General features: G+C 41.0%; 16 protein-coding genes. 6 read left to right on the top strand and 10 right to left on the bottom strand.

Going from position 1 to position 23,248, the window contains the following annotated elements; genetic code table 11:
- Window positions 1-66: 66 nt before the first annotated feature.
- Complete coding sequence (gene fabA, locus JI723_RS13590; protein WP_070924869.1) at window positions 67-585, top strand: bifunctional 3-hydroxydecanoyl-ACP dehydratase/trans-2-decenoyl-ACP isomerase; 519 nt, start codon at window positions 67-69, stop codon at window positions 583-585.
- Window positions 586-726: 141 nt separating this feature from the next.
- Here fabA and rmf read toward each other — a convergent pair whose 3' ends face one another.
- From rmf to rlmKL, 6 genes are all read right to left on the bottom strand, one after another.
- A complete protein-coding gene (gene rmf, locus JI723_RS13595; protein WP_070924870.1) occupies window positions 727-897 on the bottom strand; it encodes a ribosome modulation factor in 171 nt (56 codons plus the stop codon).
- A gap of 546 nt (window positions 898-1,443) precedes the next feature.
- Window positions 1,444-2,001, bottom strand: coding sequence for a membrane integrity-associated transporter subunit PqiC (gene pqiC, locus JI723_RS13600; protein ID WP_070924871.1), 558 nt, complete (start codon window positions 1,999-2,001; stop codon window positions 1,444-1,446).
- Window positions 2,001-3,650 (bottom strand): intermembrane transport protein PqiB, encoded by a 1,650-nt coding sequence (gene pqiB, locus JI723_RS13605; protein ID WP_140180695.1) that lies wholly within the window; start codon window positions 3,648-3,650, stop codon window positions 2,001-2,003. The genes pqiC and pqiB overlap by 1 nt, the downstream gene beginning before the upstream one ends.
- Window positions 3,647-4,921, bottom strand: a complete 1,275-nt coding sequence (gene pqiA / locus JI723_RS13610) for a membrane integrity-associated transporter subunit PqiA (protein ID WP_140180697.1) — start codon at window positions 4,919-4,921, stop codon at window positions 3,647-3,649. The genes pqiB and pqiA overlap by 4 nt, the downstream gene beginning before the upstream one ends.
- A gap of 34 nt (window positions 4,922-4,955) precedes the next feature.
- Window positions 4,956-6,863: an ABC transporter ATP-binding protein gene (locus JI723_RS13615; RefSeq protein WP_272580907.1), complete on the bottom strand. Its 1,908-nt coding sequence runs from the start codon at window positions 6,861-6,863 to the stop codon at window positions 4,956-4,958.
- 12 nt (window positions 6,864-6,875) lie between these two features.
- Complete coding sequence (gene rlmKL / locus JI723_RS13620) at window positions 6,876-8,984, bottom strand: bifunctional 23S rRNA (guanine(2069)-N(7))-methyltransferase RlmK/23S rRNA (guanine(2445)-N(2))-methyltransferase RlmL (RefSeq protein WP_272580908.1); 2,109 nt, start codon at window positions 8,982-8,984, stop codon at window positions 6,876-6,878.
- Window positions 8,985-9,083: 99 nt separating this feature from the next.
- On the opposite strand from rlmKL, the gene JI723_RS13625 reads away from it, so the two are divergent.
- The gene (locus JI723_RS13625) at window positions 9,084-10,196 is read left to right on the top strand and encodes a YcbX family protein (protein WP_070924874.1); all 1,113 of its coding nucleotides are present in this window, start codon (window positions 9,084-9,086) and stop codon (window positions 10,194-10,196) included.
- A gap of 94 nt (window positions 10,197-10,290) precedes the next feature.
- Here the strand turns inward: JI723_RS13625 and JI723_RS13630 are convergent, their stop codons facing one another.
- The 3 genes from JI723_RS13630 to pepN form a co-directional block, all read right to left on the bottom strand.
- Window positions 10,291-10,836 (bottom strand): cell division protein ZapC, encoded by a 546-nt coding sequence (locus JI723_RS13630; RefSeq protein ID WP_272580909.1) that lies wholly within the window; start codon window positions 10,834-10,836, stop codon window positions 10,291-10,293.
- Window positions 10,837-11,112: 276 nt separating this feature from the next.
- A complete protein-coding gene (gene pyrD, locus JI723_RS13635) occupies window positions 11,113-12,123 on the bottom strand; it encodes a quinone-dependent dihydroorotate dehydrogenase (protein WP_140180873.1) in 1,011 nt (336 codons plus the stop codon).
- 294 nt (window positions 12,124-12,417) lie between these two features.
- Window positions 12,418-15,036 (bottom strand): aminopeptidase N, encoded by a 2,619-nt coding sequence (pepN, locus tag JI723_RS13640; protein WP_337979458.1) that lies wholly within the window; start codon window positions 15,034-15,036, stop codon window positions 12,418-12,420.
- Between the two features lie 518 nt (window positions 15,037-15,554).
- On the opposite strand from pepN, the gene pncB reads away from it, so the two are divergent.
- From pncB to JI723_RS13655, 3 genes are all read left to right on the top strand, one after another.
- Window positions 15,555-16,769, top strand: a complete 1,215-nt coding sequence (pncB, locus tag JI723_RS13645; RefSeq protein ID WP_272580911.1) for a nicotinate phosphoribosyltransferase — start codon at window positions 15,555-15,557, stop codon at window positions 16,767-16,769.
- Window positions 16,770-17,086: 317 nt separating this feature from the next.
- A complete protein-coding gene (asnS, locus tag JI723_RS13650) occupies window positions 17,087-18,487 on the top strand; it encodes an asparagine--tRNA ligase (RefSeq protein WP_272580912.1) in 1,401 nt (466 codons plus the stop codon).
- A 530-nt stretch (window positions 18,488-19,017) separates the two neighbouring features.
- Entirely contained in the window at window positions 19,018-20,154 is a 1,137-nt protein-coding gene (locus JI723_RS13655) for a porin (protein ID WP_315968970.1), read from the top strand.
- Window positions 20,155-20,322: 168 nt separating this feature from the next.
- Here JI723_RS13655 and JI723_RS13660 read toward each other — a convergent pair whose 3' ends face one another.
- Window positions 20,323-21,366, bottom strand: coding sequence for a poly(ethylene terephthalate) hydrolase family protein (locus tag JI723_RS13660; RefSeq protein WP_337979459.1), 1,044 nt, complete (start codon window positions 21,364-21,366; stop codon window positions 20,323-20,325).
- A 507-nt stretch (window positions 21,367-21,873) separates the two neighbouring features.
- On the opposite strand from JI723_RS13660, the gene JI723_RS13665 reads away from it, so the two are divergent.
- Entirely contained in the window at window positions 21,874-23,064 is a 1,191-nt protein-coding gene (locus JI723_RS13665; protein WP_070924879.1) for an amino acid aminotransferase, read from the top strand.
- The last annotated feature ends 184 nt before the right edge of the window (window positions 23,065-23,248 follow it).

The raw sequence follows: 23,248 nt of genomic DNA on the forward strand, positions 1-23,248 counted from the left end.
AGTTGTTCAGCGTACAAGTGTAAGCTATCCTGTACCCTTACTCATAATTAAGGCTATCAGAAGAACATGGTTGATAAACGAAGTTCCTACACAAAAACTGACTTAGAAGCTTCCGGACGAGGCGAATTATTTGGTGAGAATGGGCCTCCATTGCCCTCTGGAAATATGTTGATGATGGATCGCATCATTACAATGACTGAAGATGGCGGCACCTTTAATAAAGGTTATGTTGAAGCTGAGCTGGATATCAATCCAGACTTGTGGTTCTTTGGCTGTCACTTTGTTAATGACCCTGTCATGCCGGGTTGCTTAGGTCTTGATGCTATGTGGCAGTTAGTTGGCTTCTATCTAGGCTGGCTTGGTGGTGAAGGCAAAGGCCGTGCACTTGGTGTAGGTGAAGTTAAATTCACAGGTCAAGTTCTTCCAACTGCTAAAAAAGTCACTTATCGCATTAATTTTAAACGAGTAATTAATCGTAAGTTGATTATGGGTCTTGCCGATGGTGAAGTATTAGTTGATGGTAAAGTTATTTACGTCGCTAATGATTTAAAGGTTGGCTTATTTAAAGACACCAGCGCGTTTTAATCTCATACTCAAATTAAGCGCCCAATGCCAAAACCTCCGCCTTTGCGGAGGTTTAAAAATTGTTTAAGGGGATTAAAAAAACCGTTTTTAAATCGGATTTTCTAACAGGTTAGTATAGTTGTTCTGCACTCTCAAAAAAGACTATGCAGAAAGAATTGCCCTGTCCTCCATGGCTTTACGCCAACCTCCCAACCAATGCGAACGTGCATCCACTGCTTGATATGGACACAACTCTTTTGAACGTCCTGCAATACCTGCTTGATAACCTCTTGATAATGCTCTTTCTAAACGGTCTCGTTTCTGTCTTTTCATGCCTTACTTCCCTCATCGATTAAATGGAAAAGAAAACAGCACCTATGCCCCTGAGACTTCGAGCTAGCAGTTAAATTATGCTTAGTCACCTTACTGATGTCCTATAGATAGCTTCGCTTACCGCTAATGGCACTCGAAGTTTTGTTGGGGATCATTTCATTTAGGTACACTATAGAAATAACGCTGGGCGACGAGAAAATCAAGTAAAGAATTTCATATAAACGTCATAAATGTTATAAATGTGACTCAGGCTTTCAAAAAAAGACAACTATATGATATTAATAATATAATTTTTGTTTTTTTGTAAAAAGATTCATATATGAGTAGTTACCTGTTGAATAATCAGACAAAAAAAATACACCTCAGTTAAATGAAAACATGAGGTGTATTTATCTATATTCGTCATACTTCAAGTTACAGCGTTTTTCGTTGAGGTATAAGAGGTGATACTCACCGCACCACACATTGTTATTAGACTTCCAACGACTCGCTCACTTGTCGCACTGCTACATCTTAAATGATTCAGAAGATAGCATTAGGTCTTGATTACAATTTGCTAACCTCTTTCGCTATTTCATCAGCAACTTGCTGCCACCCACTGGCTAAAGTGCGGACTAATTCAGGGTAACCATCTTCTTTTTGTTCTAATTGAATATCAAAATTACGACGAACGACTTCTTTACCATGCGATAATGTCCAGAATCCCTGAACTAGCACTTTGCCATCATAACGTCCATTGAAACTGGTTAACGTAATATCCAGTATATCTGGCGAATTTTGCAATGGCTGTAATGACACCAAACGCCCTGGCAATGCTGAAGAGAGTTCACTTACCATAGTTTGGCCAAGTTGCTGTTCTAAGGGACTAGCCCATAAATGAGAACTGGCATTATTGTAGCTCACATCTGAGGTTTGGTAAGTGATACCATTCGATGTCAAAACATCCGCTAACATCACTCGCTGTAACCAAACTTGGTTTTGCTGCCCCATGATTACCGCTGCTTGTGTTGCCGGTGCTTTCACCGGCAATTGGTAATACATTTTTTCAGGGGTGCTGCTACAAGCCGCCAGCATTAAAACCAATATCGATACCAAATATCGCATTATTTTTTCACTCCTTTAGGTACAGGATCTTTCGTTGGCTCAGCTTCGAATACCAATGCATTACTCTTATTATTCAAAGTACGCAATAATGGCTGAACTTCTCTTAGAACCTGATCTAAGCGCTGCATATTATCAACCATCTTATTATAAGCAGGAGACCCCGGCTGGAACCCTTGCATTGCACGGTTCATCTCATTTAAGGTCTTTTGCAGATCTTGCGGCAAGTTTTGGAATTCTTTGCTACCCATCACTTTATTTAGCTCTGAGAGCATGACCTGCGCTTCTTTAATGGTTTTTTGCCCTTCAGCTAACGTTTGTGTTGTTTGATTCAACATTGGCTCAATTGGCATGCTATTGACTTTATCCAATACAGAAATCACTTTCTGCTGAATTTGCGCTAAGCCACCGCTAGTAGTAGGAATAATTTTATAGCCAGCAATCTTATCTGGTCCTTTGTATTCAGGCACATTAGGTACGAAATCAAGGTCAACAAACAACGCTCCAGTGAGTAAGTTCCCTGATTTTAATGAAGCCCGTAATCCATCTTTCATTGCCAATTTCAGTTCATTTTTTAGATTGAAATCAGCACCAACGTCTTTAGCGAAACGTTCTGGTTCGATGTGGATCAATACAGGGATACGGAAGTCATTATCTAACTTCTGGTCAAGCCCTTCGGTATAAAACGGGACTTGTGCCACGGTACCTAAACGGATCCCACGGAACTCAACGGGTGCACCCGGTTGGAGGCCGCGGACTGAGTCCGAGAAGAACAGGACAAAGTCTTGATACTCGGTATACAGGGAATTTTGGATACTACTTTGATTATCAAAAAGTTTAAATTCTGTATTTTCTTTAACCCCTTCACCTGGAACCCAACCTTGCGGAACGTCAAAGCTCACACCACCAGTTAATAGCGTAGTAATTGAACCTAGCTCAACGTGGATCCCTTGTGATGACATATCAAATGCAATCCCACTGTCTTTCCAAAAGCGGACATTTGAGCTAATCAATTTGTCATAAGGCGCATTGATAAAGAGTTGATAACGCATATCGCGATTTTTCATATCAAAGTCGCTCGTTTCAACCGAACCAACGCGATAGCCTCTAAATAATACAGGATCACCTGCATTTAGTTGCCCAGCCCTATCGCTCACTAATACGACACGGATCCCCTTAGCATCAGGAGACGCCAAAGGTGGAGCATCTAATAAGGTAAACTCACTGTGCTCTTTTGTCGCATTTCCCGGTTGTAACTCAATGAAAACCCCTGAAAGCAAGGTTCCCAGCCCTGATACACCTTCACGGCCAATCGTTGGTTTAACAATCCAGAAAGCAGAGTCTGTACGCAGCAAATCTTTCATATCACTATTGAGGCGTGCTTTGATCACCACTCGGCTAAAATTGTCATCTAGCGTCACGCTTTCAACAATACCGATATCCACACTGCGGCTCTTAATTTTAGTTTTACCTGCTTCAATGCCTTCCGCATTAGAGGTAATTAACGTAACTTCAGGCCCTTGATGGCTAAAGTGATAAAAAAGGATCCACGCACCGATTAATACAGTGACAATGGGGATCACCCAAACAGGTGACCAACTTTTCAGTTTACTGACTTTGGCATTCGCCTGTGGTGCTTCATGTTCACTCACCCAATGGCTCCTTCTTGTTCAACAGCTTTTACCGCATTTTTCTTTTCGCAGCGATCCCATGTCAATCGAGGATCAAAGGTCATCGCAGCAAACATCGTTAAAATAACGACGACACCGAAGAAAATAACGCCCTGTGCAGGGACTATACTCATCAATTGGCCCATTTGAACCAATGCGGCCAAAATGGTAATCACAAAAACGTCAATCATTGACCAGCGCCCCACATATTCCACGAGTTCGTAAATAAAATGCATACGATGTGGGTCTCGATTACCGTAGCCTTGTGAATCAAGGCATAACCATGCAATGCCGATCATTTTGAGCGATGGAACCATAATACTGGCAATAAAAATAATTAATGCGACAGGATATGAACCATCACTCCACAATAAAATCACCCCGTCCATAATAGTAGAATCCATATCACTGCCTAACATATGTGTTGTCATAACGGGTAACACATTTGCAGGGATATAAAGGAGGAATGAAGTCAACAACAGAGCAACTGTCCACTGTATGCTCTGATGTCTACGTACGTGGCCTCGAGCATGACAGCGCGGGCATTGCGATTGTTCAGCAGGTAAAATAGCAGTACAAACCAAACAAAGTCTTAAATTTTGGCTAATACCTGTTTTGCCTACTTCAAGTTTTTGGTTCAGTTTTGGGGCTGCTTCAATTTTATTCCATAACCAGTGCCTATCAAGACATTGAAATGCCCTAACTTGCAGCATACAAAATAAACAATATGGCAAAAAACTCAATCCAACACCGATATCACCATAAGCAATCAATTTAACAAAGCTAACTAATACACCCGCTAAAAAGATTTCCGCCATGCACCATGATTTCATTTGGAACAATATGCGGCTCATCCCAACTTTGAGACCCTTAGGGATGTGTACTTGGAGCCCTAGCAGTATGATAGTTACCATACAAAACGCAGGGATCACTAATGAAAAGAATAAGAAAAATAACGCTAACCCGCTATAACGAGTGGTAGAGATGATCTCAATAATCTGAAAAAGTGAGATTTCATTTTCAATACCTGCCGCCCCCATTTTGACAAATGGGAACAGGCAAGCAATCAGCAGCATTATTAATGCGCTAAATGCATATGCAGCAGGTTGCTTATACGGATATCGCCACTTTGAAACAAGCGTCGTATGGCAACGTGGACAGGTTGCTTTGGTGCCCTGTTCTAATTCAGGCACCGCAACAAGCATGTCACACTGTGTACATAACACATGTTCGTGAGACTCATGAGAGCACAAGGTGATCCGCCCCTTTTATTTCCTAGTGTGAGAACTATCCGTTCTTTAATAGTTCCAGCTCTTGCCAACGGTCGAATGCTTGTTCTAACTCTTGCTCTTTTTGAGCCAATGCACTCAAGGTTTTTTCGGTCACATCATGAGGCTGATTAAAGAAGTCTGCATCACCAACCAAATTTTGCAGTGCTTCAATTTCACCTTCAAGTTGTTCCAGCTTCGATGGTAATTGTTCTAGTTCACGTAGTAAATGATAGCTTATCTTATTATTTCGCTTTGAAGGTTCTTTTCCTTTCGGCAATTTCTCTTCGTCCGCTATTTTACTTGGTTGTAAATTTTTCAAACTAACGGTTTGTGCTTTTTGTTGCTGGGCATCAAAATACCCCCCTGCATAGCGGTTGATCACACCATTGCCTTCAAAAATCCAGCATTCTGTGACGCTATTATCAACAAACTCACGGTCATGGCTAACTAATAAAACAGTACCTTGATAGCTATCCACCAACTCTTCGAGTAGCTCTAGTGTCTCAACATCAAGGTCGTTGGTCGGTTCATCAAGAATAAGTAAGTTACTTGGCTTTAAAAATAATCGAGCCAACAATAACCTATTACGTTCTCCACCTGACAATGCGCGAACTGGGGTCATGGCTCTTTTTGGTGGGAACATAAAGTCTTGCAGATAACCGAGTACATGGCGAGGTTTACCATTTACCATCACCTCTTGCTTACCTTCCGCAAGGTTATCCATCACCGTCTTATCAGGATCGAGCGCCGCGCGATGTTGGTCAAAATAAGCAACCTCTAATTTAGTTCCGCAATGCACTCTACCGCTACTCGCCTTTAAATCACCTAACATCAGCTTGAGTAACGTGGTTTTACCACAACCATTTGGCCCGACTAATGCAATTTTGTCACCGCGCAAAACTTGTGCACTAAAGTCTTTAACTAGCACTTTATCATTAATTTGGTAGTTAACGTTTTCTAGTTCAAAAACAATTTTGCCTGAACGAGCCGCTTCTTCTACCTGCATTTTGGCGCTGCCTAATACTTCTCGACGCTCTGAACGCTCAACACGCAATGCTTTTAACGCACGAACACGGCCTTCATTGCGCGTACGTCTTGCTTTAATACCTTGACGGATCCACGCTTCTTCTTGAGCTAACTTACGATCGAATTCTGCATTTTGCATCTCTTCAACACGCAGTGCTTCTTCTTTCGCAATCAGATAATTGTCGTAGTTACCCGGCCAAGACATCAGCTTTCCTCGGTCAAGGTCAACAATACGTGTTGCCATATTGCGAATAAATGAGCGGTCATGGGAAATAAAAACAATACTACCTTGGAAATCTTTCAAAAAGTTTTCTAACCATAAAATGGTTTCGATATCCAAGTGGTTAGTCGGCTCATCAAGGAATAATACGCGTGGGTTACTGACTAAAGCACGGCCTAACGCTGCTTTACGCAACCAGCCTCCTGATAATGAAGAAAGCTGTGCATCCGCAGGTAGATCAAGCTTTTTTAACACGTCGCTAATACGCGCGTCCAATAACCATAGATTTAGGTTATCAAGCACATCTTGCAATTCAGCCAGTTTATTTAAATTCTTTTCGCTTGGATCTTCTTCAACCAATTTAGAAACATGATGGTAGTCTTTAAGGTAACCCGCTTGCTCTGCAACACCTTCAGCGACAAAGTCAAAAATAGTCCCTTCAACGTTACGAGGAGGGTCTTGCTGTAAGCGTGCCACAATCAAATCTTGTTGATAAAGAAGTTGTCCATCATCCAATGGCTGCTCTTTCGTCAACACTCGCATTAGCGTCGATTTACCTGCACCATTACGACCCACTAAACAAACGCGTTCGTTTTCTTCAATATGAAGTTCAGTGTTATCCAACAAAGGCGCATCGCTAAACGCAAGGTATGCACCTGATAAATTAATTAAAGCCATTGATATTATCCTTTACGCTGCATGGCGAATTAACCAGCAGTTATGAATCTGACGGTTTCGAGCAAAATCTTCTGAGCGAGTTTTGGCGGTAATTTCTTCTGCTTGTAGCCCTAACTCAGTGAGTGCTGCGAGATCCATTTTAAAACCACGCTTGTTATTGGAAAACATGACAGTTCCCCCTTTACGTAACAAACGTTTTAAATGTGTGATCAACTGAATATGGTCACGCTGTACATCAAAAGTACCCTCCATACGTTTTGAATTAGAAAACGTTGGTGGATCAATGAAAATCAGATCAAACTGCTCATTGCTATTCGCTAACCAATTCAAACAATCAGCTTGGATCAATCGATGCTGACGTCCCGTTAACCCATTCGCCTGTAAGTTCTTCTCAGCCCATTCTAAGTAGGTACGTGACATATCAACAGAAGTGGTACTCTTCGCACCACCGAGCCCTGCATGTACCGTCGCAGATCCTGTGTAACAGAATAAGTTTAAGAAGTCCTTACCGTGACTCATTTGCCCTAACATACGACGAGCAATGCGATGATCCAAAAACAGCCCTGTATCCAAGTAGTCTGTCAGGTTAACCAACATTTTTGCGTTATATTCATTGACTAAAAAGAAATCATCTTTCTGAGCCAATTTTTCATATTGTTGTTTACCCTTTTGACGCTGACGTGTTTTTAAAATCAATTGGTTCGATGAAAGTTGTAACACATTCATCGTTGCGGTGATCACATCAAATAGGCGCTGGCGTGCTTTGCGTTCGTCCACTGTTTTGGGTGGAGCATATTCCTGAACCACCACTTTCTCACCATAAATATCAACGGCAACGTTATATTCAGGTAAGTCAGCATCGTAAACGCGATAGCAGTCAATACCTTGCTGTTTTGCCCATTTACTCAGTTTTTTATGGTTTTTACGTAGCCTATTGGCAAAATCGGGTGAGATTTCACCGACAGTATCTGATGGTGTTTCAGCTAATAGGTAATTTTTTTGTACGCAATCCAACGGACCATTTTTCGCTTTAAATTCGCGTTCAGAACGTAATTGTAAGCAGCTTAATAATTCAGGTGAAGCACTAAAGATAGATAAACGCCACCCCGGAAAACGCGCTTTAACAACTCTGCCTAATTGGCTATGTAAAGCAATCAGTGCTGGCTCACTTTCTAAGCGCTCACCATAAGGTGGATTGCTAAGAATGGTCCCTGTTACTTCCGCTGTGACTGGGTTTTCCAGCATTGCTGCATCACCTTGATTAAAGCTAACCAGCTCCTGTACACCAGCTCTACGTGCGTTAGCACGTGCCATATCGAGAACACGCTTATCTATATCAAAACCATAAAAACGTGAAGTGGTTTCTTTCAAGCCTTGGCGAAAACGGACTTGTGCCTCAGTGGTCAGCTCGCGCCAAAGTTCAGGATTATATTTTGACCATGCATAGAACCCCCAGTGCTCGCGATGTAGACCCGGAGCCCTATCAGCCGCTATCATTGCCGCTTCAATCACTAATGTTCCTGAACCACACATAGGATCGACCAATGGTGTGCCTTTTTGCCAACCCGAACGGTTAATAATCGCCGCGGCTAAGTTTTCTTTTAATGGCGCTTGCCCCGCTAGATCACGATAACCACGAATATGTAATGAATCACCGCTAAGATCGAGTGCAACGCTAGCTTTTTCTTTATTTAAATAAACGTTCACACGAATATCGGGTTGCTGACGCGCCACATCAGGACGCTGATCAATTTTGCGAACAAAACAATCGACAATCGCGTCTTTGACTTTTAATGCCCCATATTGGCTATTACGAATTTCTTCGTTGGTTCCGCTAAAATGAACTGAAAAAGTATCATCGACAGAAAAAATTTCTGTCCAATCGATAGCCTGCACACCTAGGTACAGATCTAAGTCGCTATAAACATCAAACTCATTCAATGGTAATAAGATACGGGATGCCAGCCTGCTCCACAGCAGGCTCTGATACATCACCCGTTCATCAGCCTGAAAATGAACGCCCCCTTGTGCAATTTTGCACTGGCTAGCGCCCAGAGCCTCTAATTCAGATTTCAGTAGTTCTTCTAGGCCACGAGCTGTGCTGGCAAACAGAGAATTCATAGTATTTTTTACCAATTTGGATGAAAAATTGTTGCGCATTATAGCTAATCTTATGCACTTGTCATAAAGTTGCTCAGCAACAATTATAAGGATTAAAAAATGATAACGCTTTCGCGCCTTTATACACACCCAGTCAAGTCTATGAGAGGGATCCGTCTATCCCATGCCTACGCAGATACTAGCGGGCTAATATTTGACCGTAATTTTATGGTAACAACACCTGAAGGTAAATTCATCACCGCAAGAAAATACCCGCAAATGTTACTATTTACACCAGCAATGTTAAATAATGGTCTGTATCTCAAAGCGCCAGATGGTGAAAGTGTGACGGTATTGTATCAGGACTTTGATCAGAATCAGAGCCCAACTGAAGTTTGGGGCAATCATTTTCATGCACTGATAGCCCCAGAAGCCATTAATACTTGGTTAAGTGGCTACTTTGATGAGCCCGTACAACTTCGCTGGTTAAGCCCTCAACTATCACGTCGTGTTAAAACTATGCCTGAAGTGCCAATGTCTTTTGCTGATGGCTATCCATTTTTATTGATCAATGAAGCTTCAGTGCAAGAATTACAGAGACGTTGCCCCGCCAGTGTCAAACTAGAGCAATTTCGCGGTAATTTGATCATCACGGGAGCCAAGCCTTTCGAAGAAGATACATGGAAAACAATCCAGATCGGTGACGTTGTGTTTACCTTAGATCGTTCATGTAGTCGTTGTATTCTAACAACCGTTAGTCCAGAAAAAGGCATCAAACACCCAAATAGTGAACCATTAGCCACTTTGCAAACCTTTCGTACTCAAGAAAATGGCGATGTTGATTTTGGGCAGAATGTGATTATCAATAATACGGGGGTTATACGTGTTGGCGATAAGGTGACGGTACTTGAGACAAAACAACCCAATCAATATATACCGAGGCAAAGAGAAACTGATGCAGATCCTGTAGCGGCAACACCGCTAAGTACGGTAACAGTAACTTTTGAGCATCAAGAATATGAAGGAAATAATCAAGAAGTTATCCTTGAGCAGCTCGAATCAAAAGGAGTATCGCTACCTTATTCATGTCGCGCAGGAATTTGTGGTAAATGCCAAATAAAACTCATTGAAGGTGAAGTGACACCGTTAAAACAAAGTGCAATTAAAGATAATGGCTATATATTAGCATGCAGTTGTGTACCCAAAAGTGCAATTAAATTATCTTTAAAATAAATCCAAGAACCATCATAAATTAATTATTATTTTAATGATGGTTTTATTGATCTTATAAAATCTAAAAAAATACAATTCGATCATGAGTGATCTATTACATTACTTTGCCATAAACTAGCCCGCTAGATTTACGTTTATATTGCATCATGCGATCGTTCATGATCTTAATTGGATCACAAAAGCGTAATGTGCGATCTGGTAATTCTAATTGTGACTCTGCAAGTAAACATAAACTCGCCGATGCGCCTGCTTCAGCAATAATAAAAGTGGCAATATTGCTGGTGTTTTCTAAACAGACTTGAATAAGTTGACCTTGAGTAGGCTCAGTGATGTCATGATAGGACGAAAAATACCAACTCTTTGGCATTTGTGGTTTTAAAAAGCGAAAGGCGACCAAGCTATTTAAAACTAATTCTGCTCGTTCTTCATTTGACAGATTTAGCCTTTTCGCTTGCTCATCGAATATATAAAATTCACCAGCATCCTCAATACTAAAAGGCATTTCAGTACGCGCAAACGCAGTTAACATTTTTGCTGGAAAACATGAGCGAAATATCATGCCATTGGCGAGATCTAACATCACCCGATCATGGTCATGATCAAAATACCACCGCCAGTGATCATCGGGTTTTATTTTCATATACGAACCCTTTTTTTGATGTATCAGTAAAAAATATTTTATAACTGCATATACTCTAAATAATTTGAGGTACAGCTAAACATAAATAATGGTATGTTGAAACATAGAGGCTATGAATGTTATCAAGCGTCTTCAACGTATACTTAATACTACTATTCTAAATCTAACTTGCCATACCCTAACTTGAACTATTGTGAGTATAAAATATCGACTCTATATCAATATAAAAGAAAAGGGGGCACAAATAAAGCCCCCTTTAGGTAAATTTACAGTTAACTATATATGGTTCACAATATCTTTTATTAATTTTGGCCCATTATATATAAAACCTGAATAAATTTGGATTAATGAAGCCCCTGCTTCCATTTTTTCTCTGGCTGAAGTTAATGAATCAATTCCACCCACACCAATAATTGGTAATTGACCATTTAACTCACGAGAAATTATCCGGATCACTTCGGTGCTTTTAAGCTGCACTGGACGCCCACTTAATCCCCCCGCCTCGTTGCAATGATTTAACCCTTGCACTAAAGAACGGTCTAAAGTGGTATTTGTCGCGATAACACCATCAATATTATGGCGAACCAAACTGTCGGTCACTTGTATTATTTCTTCTTCGGTTAAATCAGGTGCAACTTTGACTGCAACAGGAACATATTTTTGGTATTTTGATTGTAATTCCAATTGCTTTTGCTTAATTCCACTTAATAAATCATCTAATGCTTCACCATATTGTAATGTACGTAAACCCGGTGTATTCGGCGACGAAATATTAATTGCGATGTAACCTGCATGGCTATAAACCTTATCCATGCAAATTAAATAATCATCTTTTCCTTGTTCAACTGGCGTATCTTTATTCTTACCAATATTAATTCCAATTACGCCACCGTAAGTTGATTTTTTAACATTCTCAACAAGGTTATCTACACCCTTATTATTAAATCCCATACGGTTGATCAACCCTTCAGCCTCTACAAGCCTGAATAATCGAGGTTTATCATTACCTGATTGAGGACGAGGCGTCACAGTGCCAATCTCAACAAAACCAAAACCCATGGCACCAAAAGCATCAATGCACTCACCATCTTTATCTAAACCGGCGGCTAACCCAAGTGGGTTTTTAAATGAAAGCCCCATACATTGAACGGGTTTAGTTGCGACAGATTGGCGCAGAAGACATTTAAAAGGAGAATTATTCAAACGCTGAAGCTGGCGAAAAGTCAGTTCATGGGCTTTTTCTGGATCAAACTGGAATAGAGCCTTGCGGGCAAGGTGATATAGCATATCTGATAACCTATTAGCGATTAAAGACACAATGCTCCGCGCGTCAAAACACCCGCCAAAATTTAATTTGCCGAGGCTATTTTAACAGGGATACATTTTCATCCGATAAAACGCGACATAGATTACCCTATCTAAGCCTGTTTAATCTATGAAAAGATCAATTTATTATGAATTAAGCAATCGAATCACCACATACCCTTGATCTTCATCTCAACATTATCGAATTGATTAAAAAGAAAACACCCCTGAGAAATTTCTCAGAGGTGTTTGATATCAGCGCGCAATTAAACGACTTTAGCTCTCAAGCGCTTTAGTGACTTTTTCAAATAGATCACCAGAAAGATTATCTAGACCTTTTAGCTGTTCTAAAGTATTGCGCATCAAGTTTTGGCGTTTTTCATCAAAACGCTTCAAACGGATCAGAGGCTCAATCAGTCGTGAAGCCACCTGTGGATTACGCGTATTTAGATCGACTAAGATTTCATACAAGAATTGATAACCACTACCATCCAGTGCATGGAATGCTGCTGGATTGCCTGAAGTAAATGCACCAACCAATGAACGGACTCGGTTTGGGTTACTCATGGTGAAAGAGCGGTGATTTAACAGGCTACGCACTGTTTCCAGCACATCAGCAGCTGGACGACTGCCTTGCAAGGTAAACCATTTATCCATGACCAAGCCATCATGATGCCAGCGTTCATCAAACTCAGCCATTAACTCAGCTAAACATGGCAATTGAGATTCACTCGCTGCGGTCAATGCCGCTAATGAATCTGTCATATTATCTGCACTATAGAACTGTTTAGAGACAAGTTTATCTGCGAGTGGTTGATCATCCCCTGCCGCAATGTATTGCAAGCACACATTACGTAAAGCACGTTTAGCAATATCTTGATGATCAACACGGTAACCATCAATTTGGATTGACTGATAAACCGCTAAAAACTCATCAGCCATTCCTACCGCTAATTGGTGAGCAATAAAATCAGCAACAGCATGAATCGCATCTGGGTCGATGATTTGGAAAGACTCCGCCATCTCATTTTCGGAAGGCAAAGTTAAAATCAACGCCGCTAAAGCAGGATCAATATTATCGCTCAGTAGAACAGCTCTAAACGCATCAATAACATGCTCAGGCAATATCAGTGTTTTGCCTGCTTGATAATGCTCGACATTGATCTTCACATAATTACTAATCAATTGCTGAGCGGCATCCCAACGAGAAAATTCATTGCTGGCGTACTGCATTAAAAATGCCAGTTGCTCATCACTGTATGGATAGTCCAATTTTACTGGTGCTGAAAACTCACGTAGCAGAGAAGGTACGGGACGACTTGTGACTACATCAAACGTAAAACTTTGTGACTCTTGGGTGATATTTAAAACCGAGTTTACTGGACTACCGAGATGTTGTAATGGAATAACCTCGCCATCTTCACCATACAGTTCGATATCTAATGGAATATGTAATGGATGTTTCTCTGATTGATCCGCGGTTGGCGGGGTCATCTGACTGACATGCAAGACATATTGCTGTTTTTCTGGGAAATATTCATCGCGAACAGTAAGAATTGGCGTACCTGATTGGCTATACCAACGACGGAATAGAGAAAGATCGACATTCGAGGCATCTTCCATTGCCTGCACAAAATCATCACAGGTCGCTGCGCTACCATCATGGCGATGAACATATAACTGTATCCCTGCTTGGAACATCTCTTCGCCTAATAGCGTGTGGATCATGCGGATCACTTCAGAACCTTTTTCATATACCGTTAACGTATAGAAGTTGTTCATTTCGATCACTTTCTCGGGGCGAATTGGATGAGCCATTGGGCTAGCATCTTCAGCAAACTGAGCCGCTCGCATCACTTTAACGTTATTAATCCGATTAACCGAGCGAGATCCCAAATCGGAACTAAACTCTTGATCACGGAAAACGGTTAACCCTTCTTTAAGACTTAATTGGAACCAATCACGACAAGTAATACGGTTACCAGTCCAATTATGAAAATATTCATGACCAATAACAGATTCAATATTTAAATAATCTTTGTCTGTCGCTGTTTCACTTTTAGCGAGTACATATTTTGAGTTGAAAACATTTAGACCTTTGTTTTCCATTGCCCCCATATTAAAGAAGTCAACGGCAACAATCATATAAATATCAAGGTCATATTCAAGGCCAAAACGCTCTTCATCCCACTTCATGGCATTTTTTAGCGATTGCATAGCCCATGGCGCACGGTCAAGATTGCCTTTATCGACAAATAGTTCAAGCGCCACTTCGCGGCCAGTACGTGTAACAAAGGTATCCCTAAGAACATCAAAATCCCCTGCTACTAACGCAAACAAATAACTTGGTTTTGGGAATGGATCTTGCCATTTTACCCAATGGCGACCATCTTCTAATATGCCATCCGCAATGCGGTTACCATTTGATAATAAATAAGGATAGCGTTGTCGATCCGCCGTAATTGTAGTCGTGTAACGTGCTAACACATCAGGGCGATCTAAATAATAGGTGATATGACGAAAGCCTTCCGCTTCACACTGAGTACACAGTGCATCACCAGAAACATATAACCCTTCTAATGCGGTATTTTTTTCAGGACTAATTTCATTAACAATACGCAAAGTGAAGGATTCAGGCAACGATGACAGCACCAATTTACTATCTTGTTCTTGATAATCAGCCCATGCATGGCCATTTACTTCAACACTGATTAATTGCAAATCTTCACCGTGAAGCTCAAGCGTGGAAGAGTTCACATTCAGTCGTTTGACTTGGCTCACTGCCGTGACAACTGTTTTTGCAGGATCGAGATTAAAATCAAGGTCAATTTCTGAGATGGTGTAATCAGGGGCTTGATAGTCCTGACGATATTTCGCTTGTCGCAACTGGGTCATAAGTAACCTTTTTAATTCGTAAATTCGATATCGTAGTTTTCTCTTTGTTTTTTATACTCTTAATAGTTCGAGATGCAGCTAGGCGAAATGTGGGTGAATCTAGTCACTATGTTTTAAAACAATGCCTTAAAAAGTACTGCAACTTGAAGTATACGAGTATTCATACTATACGCTGCTACAGCTCTCTTGCCTATGATCAGGCTTTTAAAAACCATTTTCTGCATGACTCATCATTTCTAGACTCTAGTATCAACAATTGTTAAAAATTGGTTTGTTCGTTGATGCTATAACGCTGTTAAATAGAAAATTACGTGTTAGTATCATTTCATACTTTAATGGCCCAATATGTATATATTAACGTTTATTAAATAATATTATCGTTTGGGTAAGAAATTGGAAATGCGATACCAGCAATGAATGATCAATTTGACTTCTATCTTCTAGCAAAATGGGTATACTTTTCCAACTTTAACGATTTAGCTAATAAGTAGATAGCTCCGCGAGGACGCCTGCGCGCCATGAATCTAGACGCTACCCCGATTATTACATCACTGCTCGACACTGATGCTTATAAGCTTCATATGCAGCAGGCCGTGTTTCACCATTACAGCCAAGTTCCGGTTGTTGCCGAGTTCCGTTGCCGTAGTAGTGAAATTTTAGGCACCTATGCCAATGAAATCCGCCAACAAGTGCAATTAATGGCAGACCTCTCCCTAACCAAGGAAGAGTTCCATTACTTAAGTAGCCTACCTTTCTTTAAAGAGGACTACCTCACATGGCTGAAACAATTCCATTTCAAACCAGAGCAAGTCGATATCTCGACCACTGATGATGGGCAATTAGCTATTCGCATCAGTGGACCATGGGTCGAAGTGATTATGTGGGAAGTTCCCCTACTAGCTCTCGTCAGTGAAATTGTTCAACGCGATAGACATCCGCAAATTACTGCGGATGATGCTGTAAAACAGCTAAAAAAATTACTTACAGTGTTTTATAGCCAAGCGGAAGAGGATCATATCGACCTCAGCCGTTTCAAATTAATGGACTTTGGCACCCGTCGTCGTTTTTCATATGATGTACAATCCGCGATCGTGTCTGTGCTCAAAAAGGAATTCCCTTACCTTGTTGGAACAAGCAACTATAAGTTAGCTCATGAACTTGGACTCTCCCCTGTCGGGACACAAGCACATGAATGGTTCCAAGCTCACCAACAAATTAGCCCTGAGTTAGCCAATAGCCAAATAGCAGCTTTACAAAGCTGGCTTGATGAATATCCAGATCAACTTGGTATTGCTTTAACCGATTGTATCACCATGGATGCGTTCTTGCGCGATTTTGATGCCGATTTTGCGAAGCGCTACCAAGGATTACGCCATGATTCAGGTGATCCTATTGAATGGGGAGAAAAAGCGATTGCCCATTATGAAAAATTGGGTATCGATCCAATGAGCAAAACCTTGGTATTTTCCGATAGCCTTGATCTGCAAAAATCCTTAGAGCTTTATCGTTATTTCCACAAACGCATCAATCTGGTGTTTGGTATTGGTACGCGATTAACCTGCAATATACCCGGCGTTATTCCATTGAATATCGTCATTAAATTGGTTGAGTGTAATGGCAAACCCGTCGCTAAACTTTCTGATAGCCCGGGTAAAACCATTTGTGAAGATGATGAGTTCGTCAATCAGCTACGTAAAGCATTTGACCTACCAAAAATGGAAAAAGCCTGTTAATTCTTTTTTTCTTCCTTGTGTGATGCCTCTTACTACCATCTAGGCATCACACAAAAATAGACTTCTTCTTGCTATTCAGATATGAATTAGGTTATAGCTAAACCTGTTTGTTCCTTTATAGTGCAAAAGATAGTGCAAAAGTCGCGATTTTTTACTTGTTTCCTGCCCCACTGCAAGTAACATAGAAAGTCGAACCTGATATATCGCATTTCAGGAACACAAATACGTTCACTGGGCTATAAATAAGCATTAAATGCCTATTAAGCGCAGTGAAAATATCATTATTTATTTCGTTTATATAAAAGAGAGTAATTTTTATGATCGTAGCGCCTGTAGTCGATGTACTGCAAGGCCGTGTGGCGGTTGGCTCTGAAGTCACCGTTCAAGGCTGGGTACGTACAAGGAGAGATTCAAATGCTGGTTTTTCTTTCCTCGCCGTTTATGACGGTTCCTGCTTCAATCCATTACAGGCTGTCATCAATAATAATTTATCCAATTATAACGACGAAGTACTGCATTTAACGACAGGTTGTTCTGTTGAGGTCACGGGGATCGTCAAAGAGTCACCAGGCCAAGGCCAATCTTTTGAAATGGATGCAACCGCAGTGAAGGTAGTGGGTTGGGTTGAAGATCCTGACACATACCCAATGGCAGCAAAACGTCATAGCGTTGAATACCTTCGTGAAACAGCACATTTACGCCCACGTACTAACTTAATCGGCGCTGTTGCTCGTGTTCGTCACACCCTTGCACAAGCATTGCATCGTTTCTTTGATGAACAAGGCTATTTTTGGGTTTCAACCCCAATAATTACCGCATCAGATACCGAAGGCGCAGGTGAAATGTTCCGCGTTTCAACGCTGGACTATAACAACCTGCCACGTAACGATAAAGGCGAAGTTGATTTCAGTGAGGACTTTTTCGGCAAAGAAGCGTTCTTAACGGTATCAGGTCAGCTGAACGGTGAAGCTTATGCAACTGCACTGAGCAAAGTTTATACTTTCGGCCCTACCTTCCGCGCGGAAAACTCCAATACTAGCCGTCACTTGGCTGAGTTTTGGATGGTTGAGCCTGAAGTTGCATTTGCTAACCTTGATGATGTCGCGGGTCTCGCTGAGCAAATGCTGAAGTTTGTCTTCAAAGCTGCGCTGGATGAACGTCGTGATGACCTAGAGTTCTTTGCTCAACGTGTTGATAAAGAAGTTATCAATCGCTTAGAAAGCTTTGTAAGCTCAGATTTTGCTCAAGTAGACTACACTGATGCCATCAAGATCTTAGAAAATTGTGGCCAGAAATTTGAAAACCCAGTTTACTGGGGCGTCGATATGTCTTCCGAACACGAGCGCTATTTAGCTGAGCAACACTTTAAAGCGCCTGTTGTCGTTAAAAACTACCCGAAAGATATTAAAGCTTTCTATATGCGTCTTAACGAAGATGGCAAAACCGTGGCAGCAATGGACGTTCTGGCACCGGGTATTGGTGAAATCATCGGTGGCTCACAACGTGAGGAGCGCCTTGATATGTTAGATGCACGCCTTGCTGAGATGGGTATGAATAAAGAAGATTACTGGTGGTACCGTGATCTGCGCCGTTACGGCACCGTGCCTCATTCAGGTTTCGGTCTTGGTTTTGAACGCTTAGTGGCTTATGTCACTGGTGTAGGTAACGTTCGTGAAGTGATCCCATTCCCACGTACCCCAAGAAATGCTGCATTCTAATTCTTAACATCTATTCAATATCGGGCTGTTTTATGCTTAATAGCCCGATATTATTTTAGTTCATTAATGACTTCCCTTTATTATATTTGTTATCTGCATCACACTATTGCTTATATAGTTCAATAAATCACCTATTCGTGAGTGCCATTTACCTTAGCTAAGAAAAATCTGCTTTTCTCATCATTTTTTCGGTTTTCTTTGGATAAATCTATTACTTATCCCTCTCCAACTTGTTCAAAAAAAGCTCAATTTGACCTTTGAAAAAGTTCCCTAAATTTTGTAATTATTTTTAAACTGGTCAAACCTGTGGTTATTTTTTATTCTATTTTTTACATTTAGAAACACCTTGTTACCATTTGTTTCAGAATCTTTATTTTTGTAGCACTTTGAGGGTAGATAAATTTATTTAGCAATGGAACACTGGACGCCGACATAGACGACACTAATCTCTCATAAATAGTTCCAATTATTTTTGCGAATTATTTTTGGCAGTGGCAGGTGTCCGAATAACACCAATGAGGGTAATAATAATGATGAAACGCAATATTCTTGCAATGGTTATCCCAGCTCTGTTGGCTGCCGGCGCAGCAAACGCAGCTGAAGTATACAACAAAGATGGCAACAAATTAGACGTTTACGGTAAAGTTGACGTTCGTCACTATTTTGCTTCTGCTGACAAAGGCAAGAAAAGCGAAGATGGCGACGATTCACGTGTTCGTTTAGGTGTTAAAGGTGACACTCAAATCACTGACCAACTGACTGGTTTCGGTCGTTTCGAGTGGGAAACTAAGACTAACAAGTCTGAAAGCAACAACGAAAACAAAAACCGTCTAGCATATGCTGGTTTGAAATTTGCTGACTTCGGTTCAATCGACTACGGCCGTAACTACGGTGTTGTCTATGACACCAACGCATGGACCGACGTATTCCCACTGTGGGGCGCGGACACTATGGCTCAGACTGACAACTTCATGACTAGCCGTAACCGTAACCTGTTAACTTACCGTAACAACAATGCTTTCGGTTATGTTGATGGCCTGAGCTTTGCTCTGCAATATCAAGGTAAAAACGGCGACAACAACAAGTCTGGCGCTGGTATGGCTAAAGACAACGGCGACGGTTTCGGTTTGTCTACCGCTTATGACTTAGGTTGGGGTGTAACACTGGGTGGTGGTTACTCAAGTTCTTCTCGTACTCCAAGCCAACAAGCAGGTTCAGTAACTACCGGTACTGGTACTAGCGCAAAAACTTACTACAGTGCAACGGGTGATCGTGCTCAAGCATGGAACGTTGGTGGTAAATTCGACGCTAACAACGTTTACTTAGCAGCTATGTATGGCCAAACTCAGAATACATCTCGCTACGGTGACCTAGATCTGATCGCTAACAAAACTGAAAACGTTGAATTGGTGGCTCAGTACCTGTTCGACTTCGGTCTGAAACCATCTATCGGTTATAACCAATCTAAAGGTAAAAACTTAGGTAACGGTTACAACAACCAAGACCTAGTTAAATATATTTCTGTTGGTTCTTACTACTACTTCAACAAAAATATGTCTGCAGTTGTTGATTACAAAATTAACCTGCTGAAAGACAATGACTTCACTAAAGAATACGGCATCAATACTGACAACGTCGTTGGTCTGGGCCTAGTCTACCAATTCTAATTATTGTTTAAACAATAATTTAGATAGCAGTGAAATCTGTTTTTGAAAAGCAACGCTTCGGCGTTGCTTTTTTATTGTTCACTAAATGCACTTCAGTAAACAATCGTTTATTAAATATAAGGCTCCATCCTCAGAACCAACTATCCCCATACCTCCTGTTTTTCGTAATTAGCTTAAATTTTTTGCCAACGCATTACGACTAACCCGCAATGGATTTAGCGTATTTTGAATAAATTGTGTATCTTTTGCTAATTTATAGTTTTCCCCAACAAAATATTCTTTGGCACTTGCATCCCCTTTAGCCATATAAAGGATCCATGCAGTTGTTATCCCAGCAAACTCATTGTCCACCAAAGGCCTTAACGGGCTAAAGTGTGTTGCTGTCAGCGCTGTAGCTCCCCATGCAGGAACTTTCTTTATTAAAGGCAACAACCATAAACTAGGCCATGTAAAAGGTGGAACGACGACATCTGCCAAACCTGTCAATAATAGTGTCGGCTTCTTCACGGTTCCTCCCATAGCTAAAGGGCCTGGCTCAATAGATAGAGCCCCTGAAATACCGATATCAGAGTCAACCATAGCCAGTGCTTCGTCCGATAGACTTGCCGTTCGCAATGTCGCATGCCCTCCAGCGGAGTGCCCTGCAACGATACTATTTGCCAGATCGACCTTCCCATAGACAGGGGAATCAGGATCTCGATTCATTTGACTCAAAGAAAGGAAACCAAGCAGATGCATCGCAATAGTTGAATTAATAAAATTTGAGCTGATCACCACAATAAATCCATAGCTAGCCCAATGCGTTATCATCTCGGTATAATGCCCCTGATTCGATAAAATTCCTCCCACAAAGTTGATTACGGGGAGTTTTTCAAGGTTTGAAATATCTGATGGGTAATAAATACTGGTAGAAATAGGATCACCAAAACCATAAGGAAATGAGTCGTTGCATTTGATGTCAGAAAATGGAACTGCTAATTTAGATAGAAGCCCTACTAAGCCTCGGCAATCACCCATTACAGCGTTCGTAGAGACATCATGTAGCCCTACAATTCTAGCAAATTGTTCATTAGCCAAACCATACGCTTTTACCAATAGTGATTTAGGATTAACCTCATCACCCAATTGGTGCATTGGATCTGTTACAACCTCTGATTGCTCTAGCACCTCCCTAACACGATGATCTAACTCATTGTTGATATTATTTTTCATAAATATACCCACTGGTTTATTAGTAAGAAATCTTCTATACGAATTATTATTCTTTGAATAATTCGAACACCTGTACATTTGGTAAAAATATCTTCTAAAACATCTTGTTCAGTATTTTCCGAGCGACTACCACTAGCAGTATTACCAGCTACGCAAGAAAAGAAACCATGAAAAATGGAAGGGATATTAAAAAAAAATCAACGGGTTGTTCAAAGATTAAGTCACTATTCACAACAAATCGCTGGTAATAAAAAGAAGCAATGTTGATGGATAGAAGCATCTCGTAATAAACATTTTTTAGGGTTCAAGATAAGATTTTTAGATAAATGTAACCGCTCTTCTAATAACACTGCCTTTTGTGCTATTTATGGTCATATTGCATACAATTTATATCTATATCACAAGATCTTGCCAATTTTTGGCAAAACGGTTGGCAAATTGTTTTCTGCGCGTTAACCTGAGCATTCAACATTTTCGGCTTAACAACTGAGCTTTGGAATCGACAACATGTTTGAAAAAATTACTGCTGCTCCTGCTGACCCTATTTTAGGCCTTGCTGATAGTTTCCGTGCTGATCCTCGTGATAATAAAATTAACCTCGGTATCGGCGTCTACAAAGACGAATCAGGTAAAACCCCTGTATTAGACACAGTTAAAAAAGCAGAGAAATTTCTGCTAGAAAACGAAAACACCAAAAACTATCTTGCCATCAGTGGTATGCCAGAATTCGGTCGTGTGACCCAAGAGCTGCTATTTGGCAAAGATCATGAAATTGTCACCTCTAAACGTGCTCGTACTGCACAAGCTCCGGGTGGTACAGGCGCACTGCGTATCGCAGCAGATTTTATCGCTAACCAAACCAATGCAAAACGTGTTTGGATCAGTAATCCAACTTGGCCAAACCATAAAAACATTTTTGAAGCCGCTGGGTTAGAAGTCCTCACGTATAACTATTATGATGCAGCAAGCCATGGAATGGATTTTGCTGGTATGCTTAATAGCCTTGCTTCTGCGGTTGCAGGGGATGTCATTGTGCTGCACGGTTGCTGCCATAACCCAACCGGTATTGATCCAACTTCTGAGCAATGGGCTAAATTATCCACCCTGTGTGCAGAAAAAGGTCTACTCCCTGTATTTGATTTTGCCTATCAAGGTTTTGCAAAAGGCTTAGAGGAAGATGCGGAAGGTCTGCGTATCTTTACCAAAGAAAACCCTGAAATGATCGTCGCGAGTTCTTACTCGAAAAACTTTGGCTTATACAATGAGCGTGTTGGTGCCTGTACGATTATCGCTAAAGACAGTGACAACGCAGAACGTGCATTTAGCCAAGCAAAAGCCGTTATTCGTGCTAACTACTCAAACCCACCAGCACATGGTGCAGCAGTTGTTACGACTATTTTGTCTGATGAAGCACTAAAAGCTGAGTGGATCCAAGAATTGACCTCGATGCGTGAGCGTATTAAACGTATGCGCCAACTGCTAGTCAATACCCTTGAAGAAAAAGGCGCTAAGCAGGACTTCAGCTTCATTATAAACCAAAATGGTATGTTCTCCTTCAGTGGGCTAACAAAAGAGCAGGTAGAACGTTTACGTAGTGAATTTGGTATCTATGCAGTGAGCTCTGGACGTATTAACGTCGCAGGCCTAACACTTGAGAACATGGTTCCACTGTGTGACGCTATCGTTAAAGTAATCTAATTCTATACTCCAAATAATTCGAGTTGTAGTTAGAGCACCATTAAAGATGGACGGAGAGCATAGATATACATAGTGACTCTGTCAATATCGTGCAGTAGTAACGCTACAACTTGAAGTATGACGAGTATTATATAACGATTAAGATTTACGATGACAGGAATGCCCCTCTTGTGCAAACAGAGGG

The sequence above is a fragment of the Providencia manganoxydans genome (assembly GCF_016618195.1).
In the GTDB taxonomy this organism is placed as follows: Bacteria; Pseudomonadota; Gammaproteobacteria; order Enterobacterales; family Enterobacteriaceae; genus Providencia; species Providencia manganoxydans.

Excerpts from the sequence above, each read along its gene's own strand:
- pyrD (WP_140180873.1), bottom strand. The coding sequence starts at position 12,123 with ATGCTATATCACCTTGCCCGCAAGGCTCTATTCCAGTTTGATCCAGAA.
- pqiC (WP_070924871.1), bottom strand. The coding sequence starts at position 2,001 with ATGCGATATTTGGTATCGATATTGGTTTTAATGCTGGCGGCTTGTAGC.
- pncB (WP_272580911.1), top strand. The coding sequence starts at position 15,555 with ATGAATCTAGACGCTACCCCGATTATTACATCACTGCTCGACACTGAT.
- JI723_RS13630 (WP_272580909.1), bottom strand. The coding sequence starts at position 10,836 with ATGAAAATAAAACCCGATGATCACTGGCGGTGGTATTTTGATCATGAC.
- JI723_RS13615 (WP_272580907.1), bottom strand. The coding sequence starts at position 6,863 with ATGGCTTTAATTAATTTATCAGGTGCATACCTTGCGTTTAGCGATGCG.
- rmf (WP_070924870.1), bottom strand. The coding sequence starts at position 897 with ATGAAAAGACAGAAACGAGACCGTTTAGAAAGAGCATTATCAAGAGGT.
- JI723_RS13660 (WP_337979459.1), bottom strand. The coding sequence starts at position 21,366 with ATGAAAAATAATATCAACAATGAGTTAGATCATCGTGTTAGGGAGGTG.
- JI723_RS13625 (WP_070924874.1), top strand. The coding sequence starts at position 9,084 with ATGATAACGCTTTCGCGCCTTTATACACACCCAGTCAAGTCTATGAGA.
- rlmKL (WP_272580908.1), bottom strand. The coding sequence starts at position 8,984 with ATGAATTCTCTGTTTGCCAGCACAGCTCGTGGCCTAGAAGAACTACTG.
- pepN (WP_337979458.1), bottom strand. The coding sequence starts at position 15,036 with ATGACCCAGTTGCGACAAGCGAAATATCGTCAGGACTATCAAGCCCCT.
- asnS (WP_272580912.1), top strand. The coding sequence starts at position 17,087 with ATGATCGTAGCGCCTGTAGTCGATGTACTGCAAGGCCGTGTGGCGGTT.
- fabA (WP_070924869.1), top strand. The coding sequence starts at position 67 with ATGGTTGATAAACGAAGTTCCTACACAAAAACTGACTTAGAAGCTTCC.
- JI723_RS13655 (WP_315968970.1), top strand. The coding sequence starts at position 19,018 with ATGATGAAACGCAATATTCTTGCAATGGTTATCCCAGCTCTGTTGGCT.
- JI723_RS13665 (WP_070924879.1), top strand. The coding sequence starts at position 21,874 with ATGTTTGAAAAAATTACTGCTGCTCCTGCTGACCCTATTTTAGGCCTT.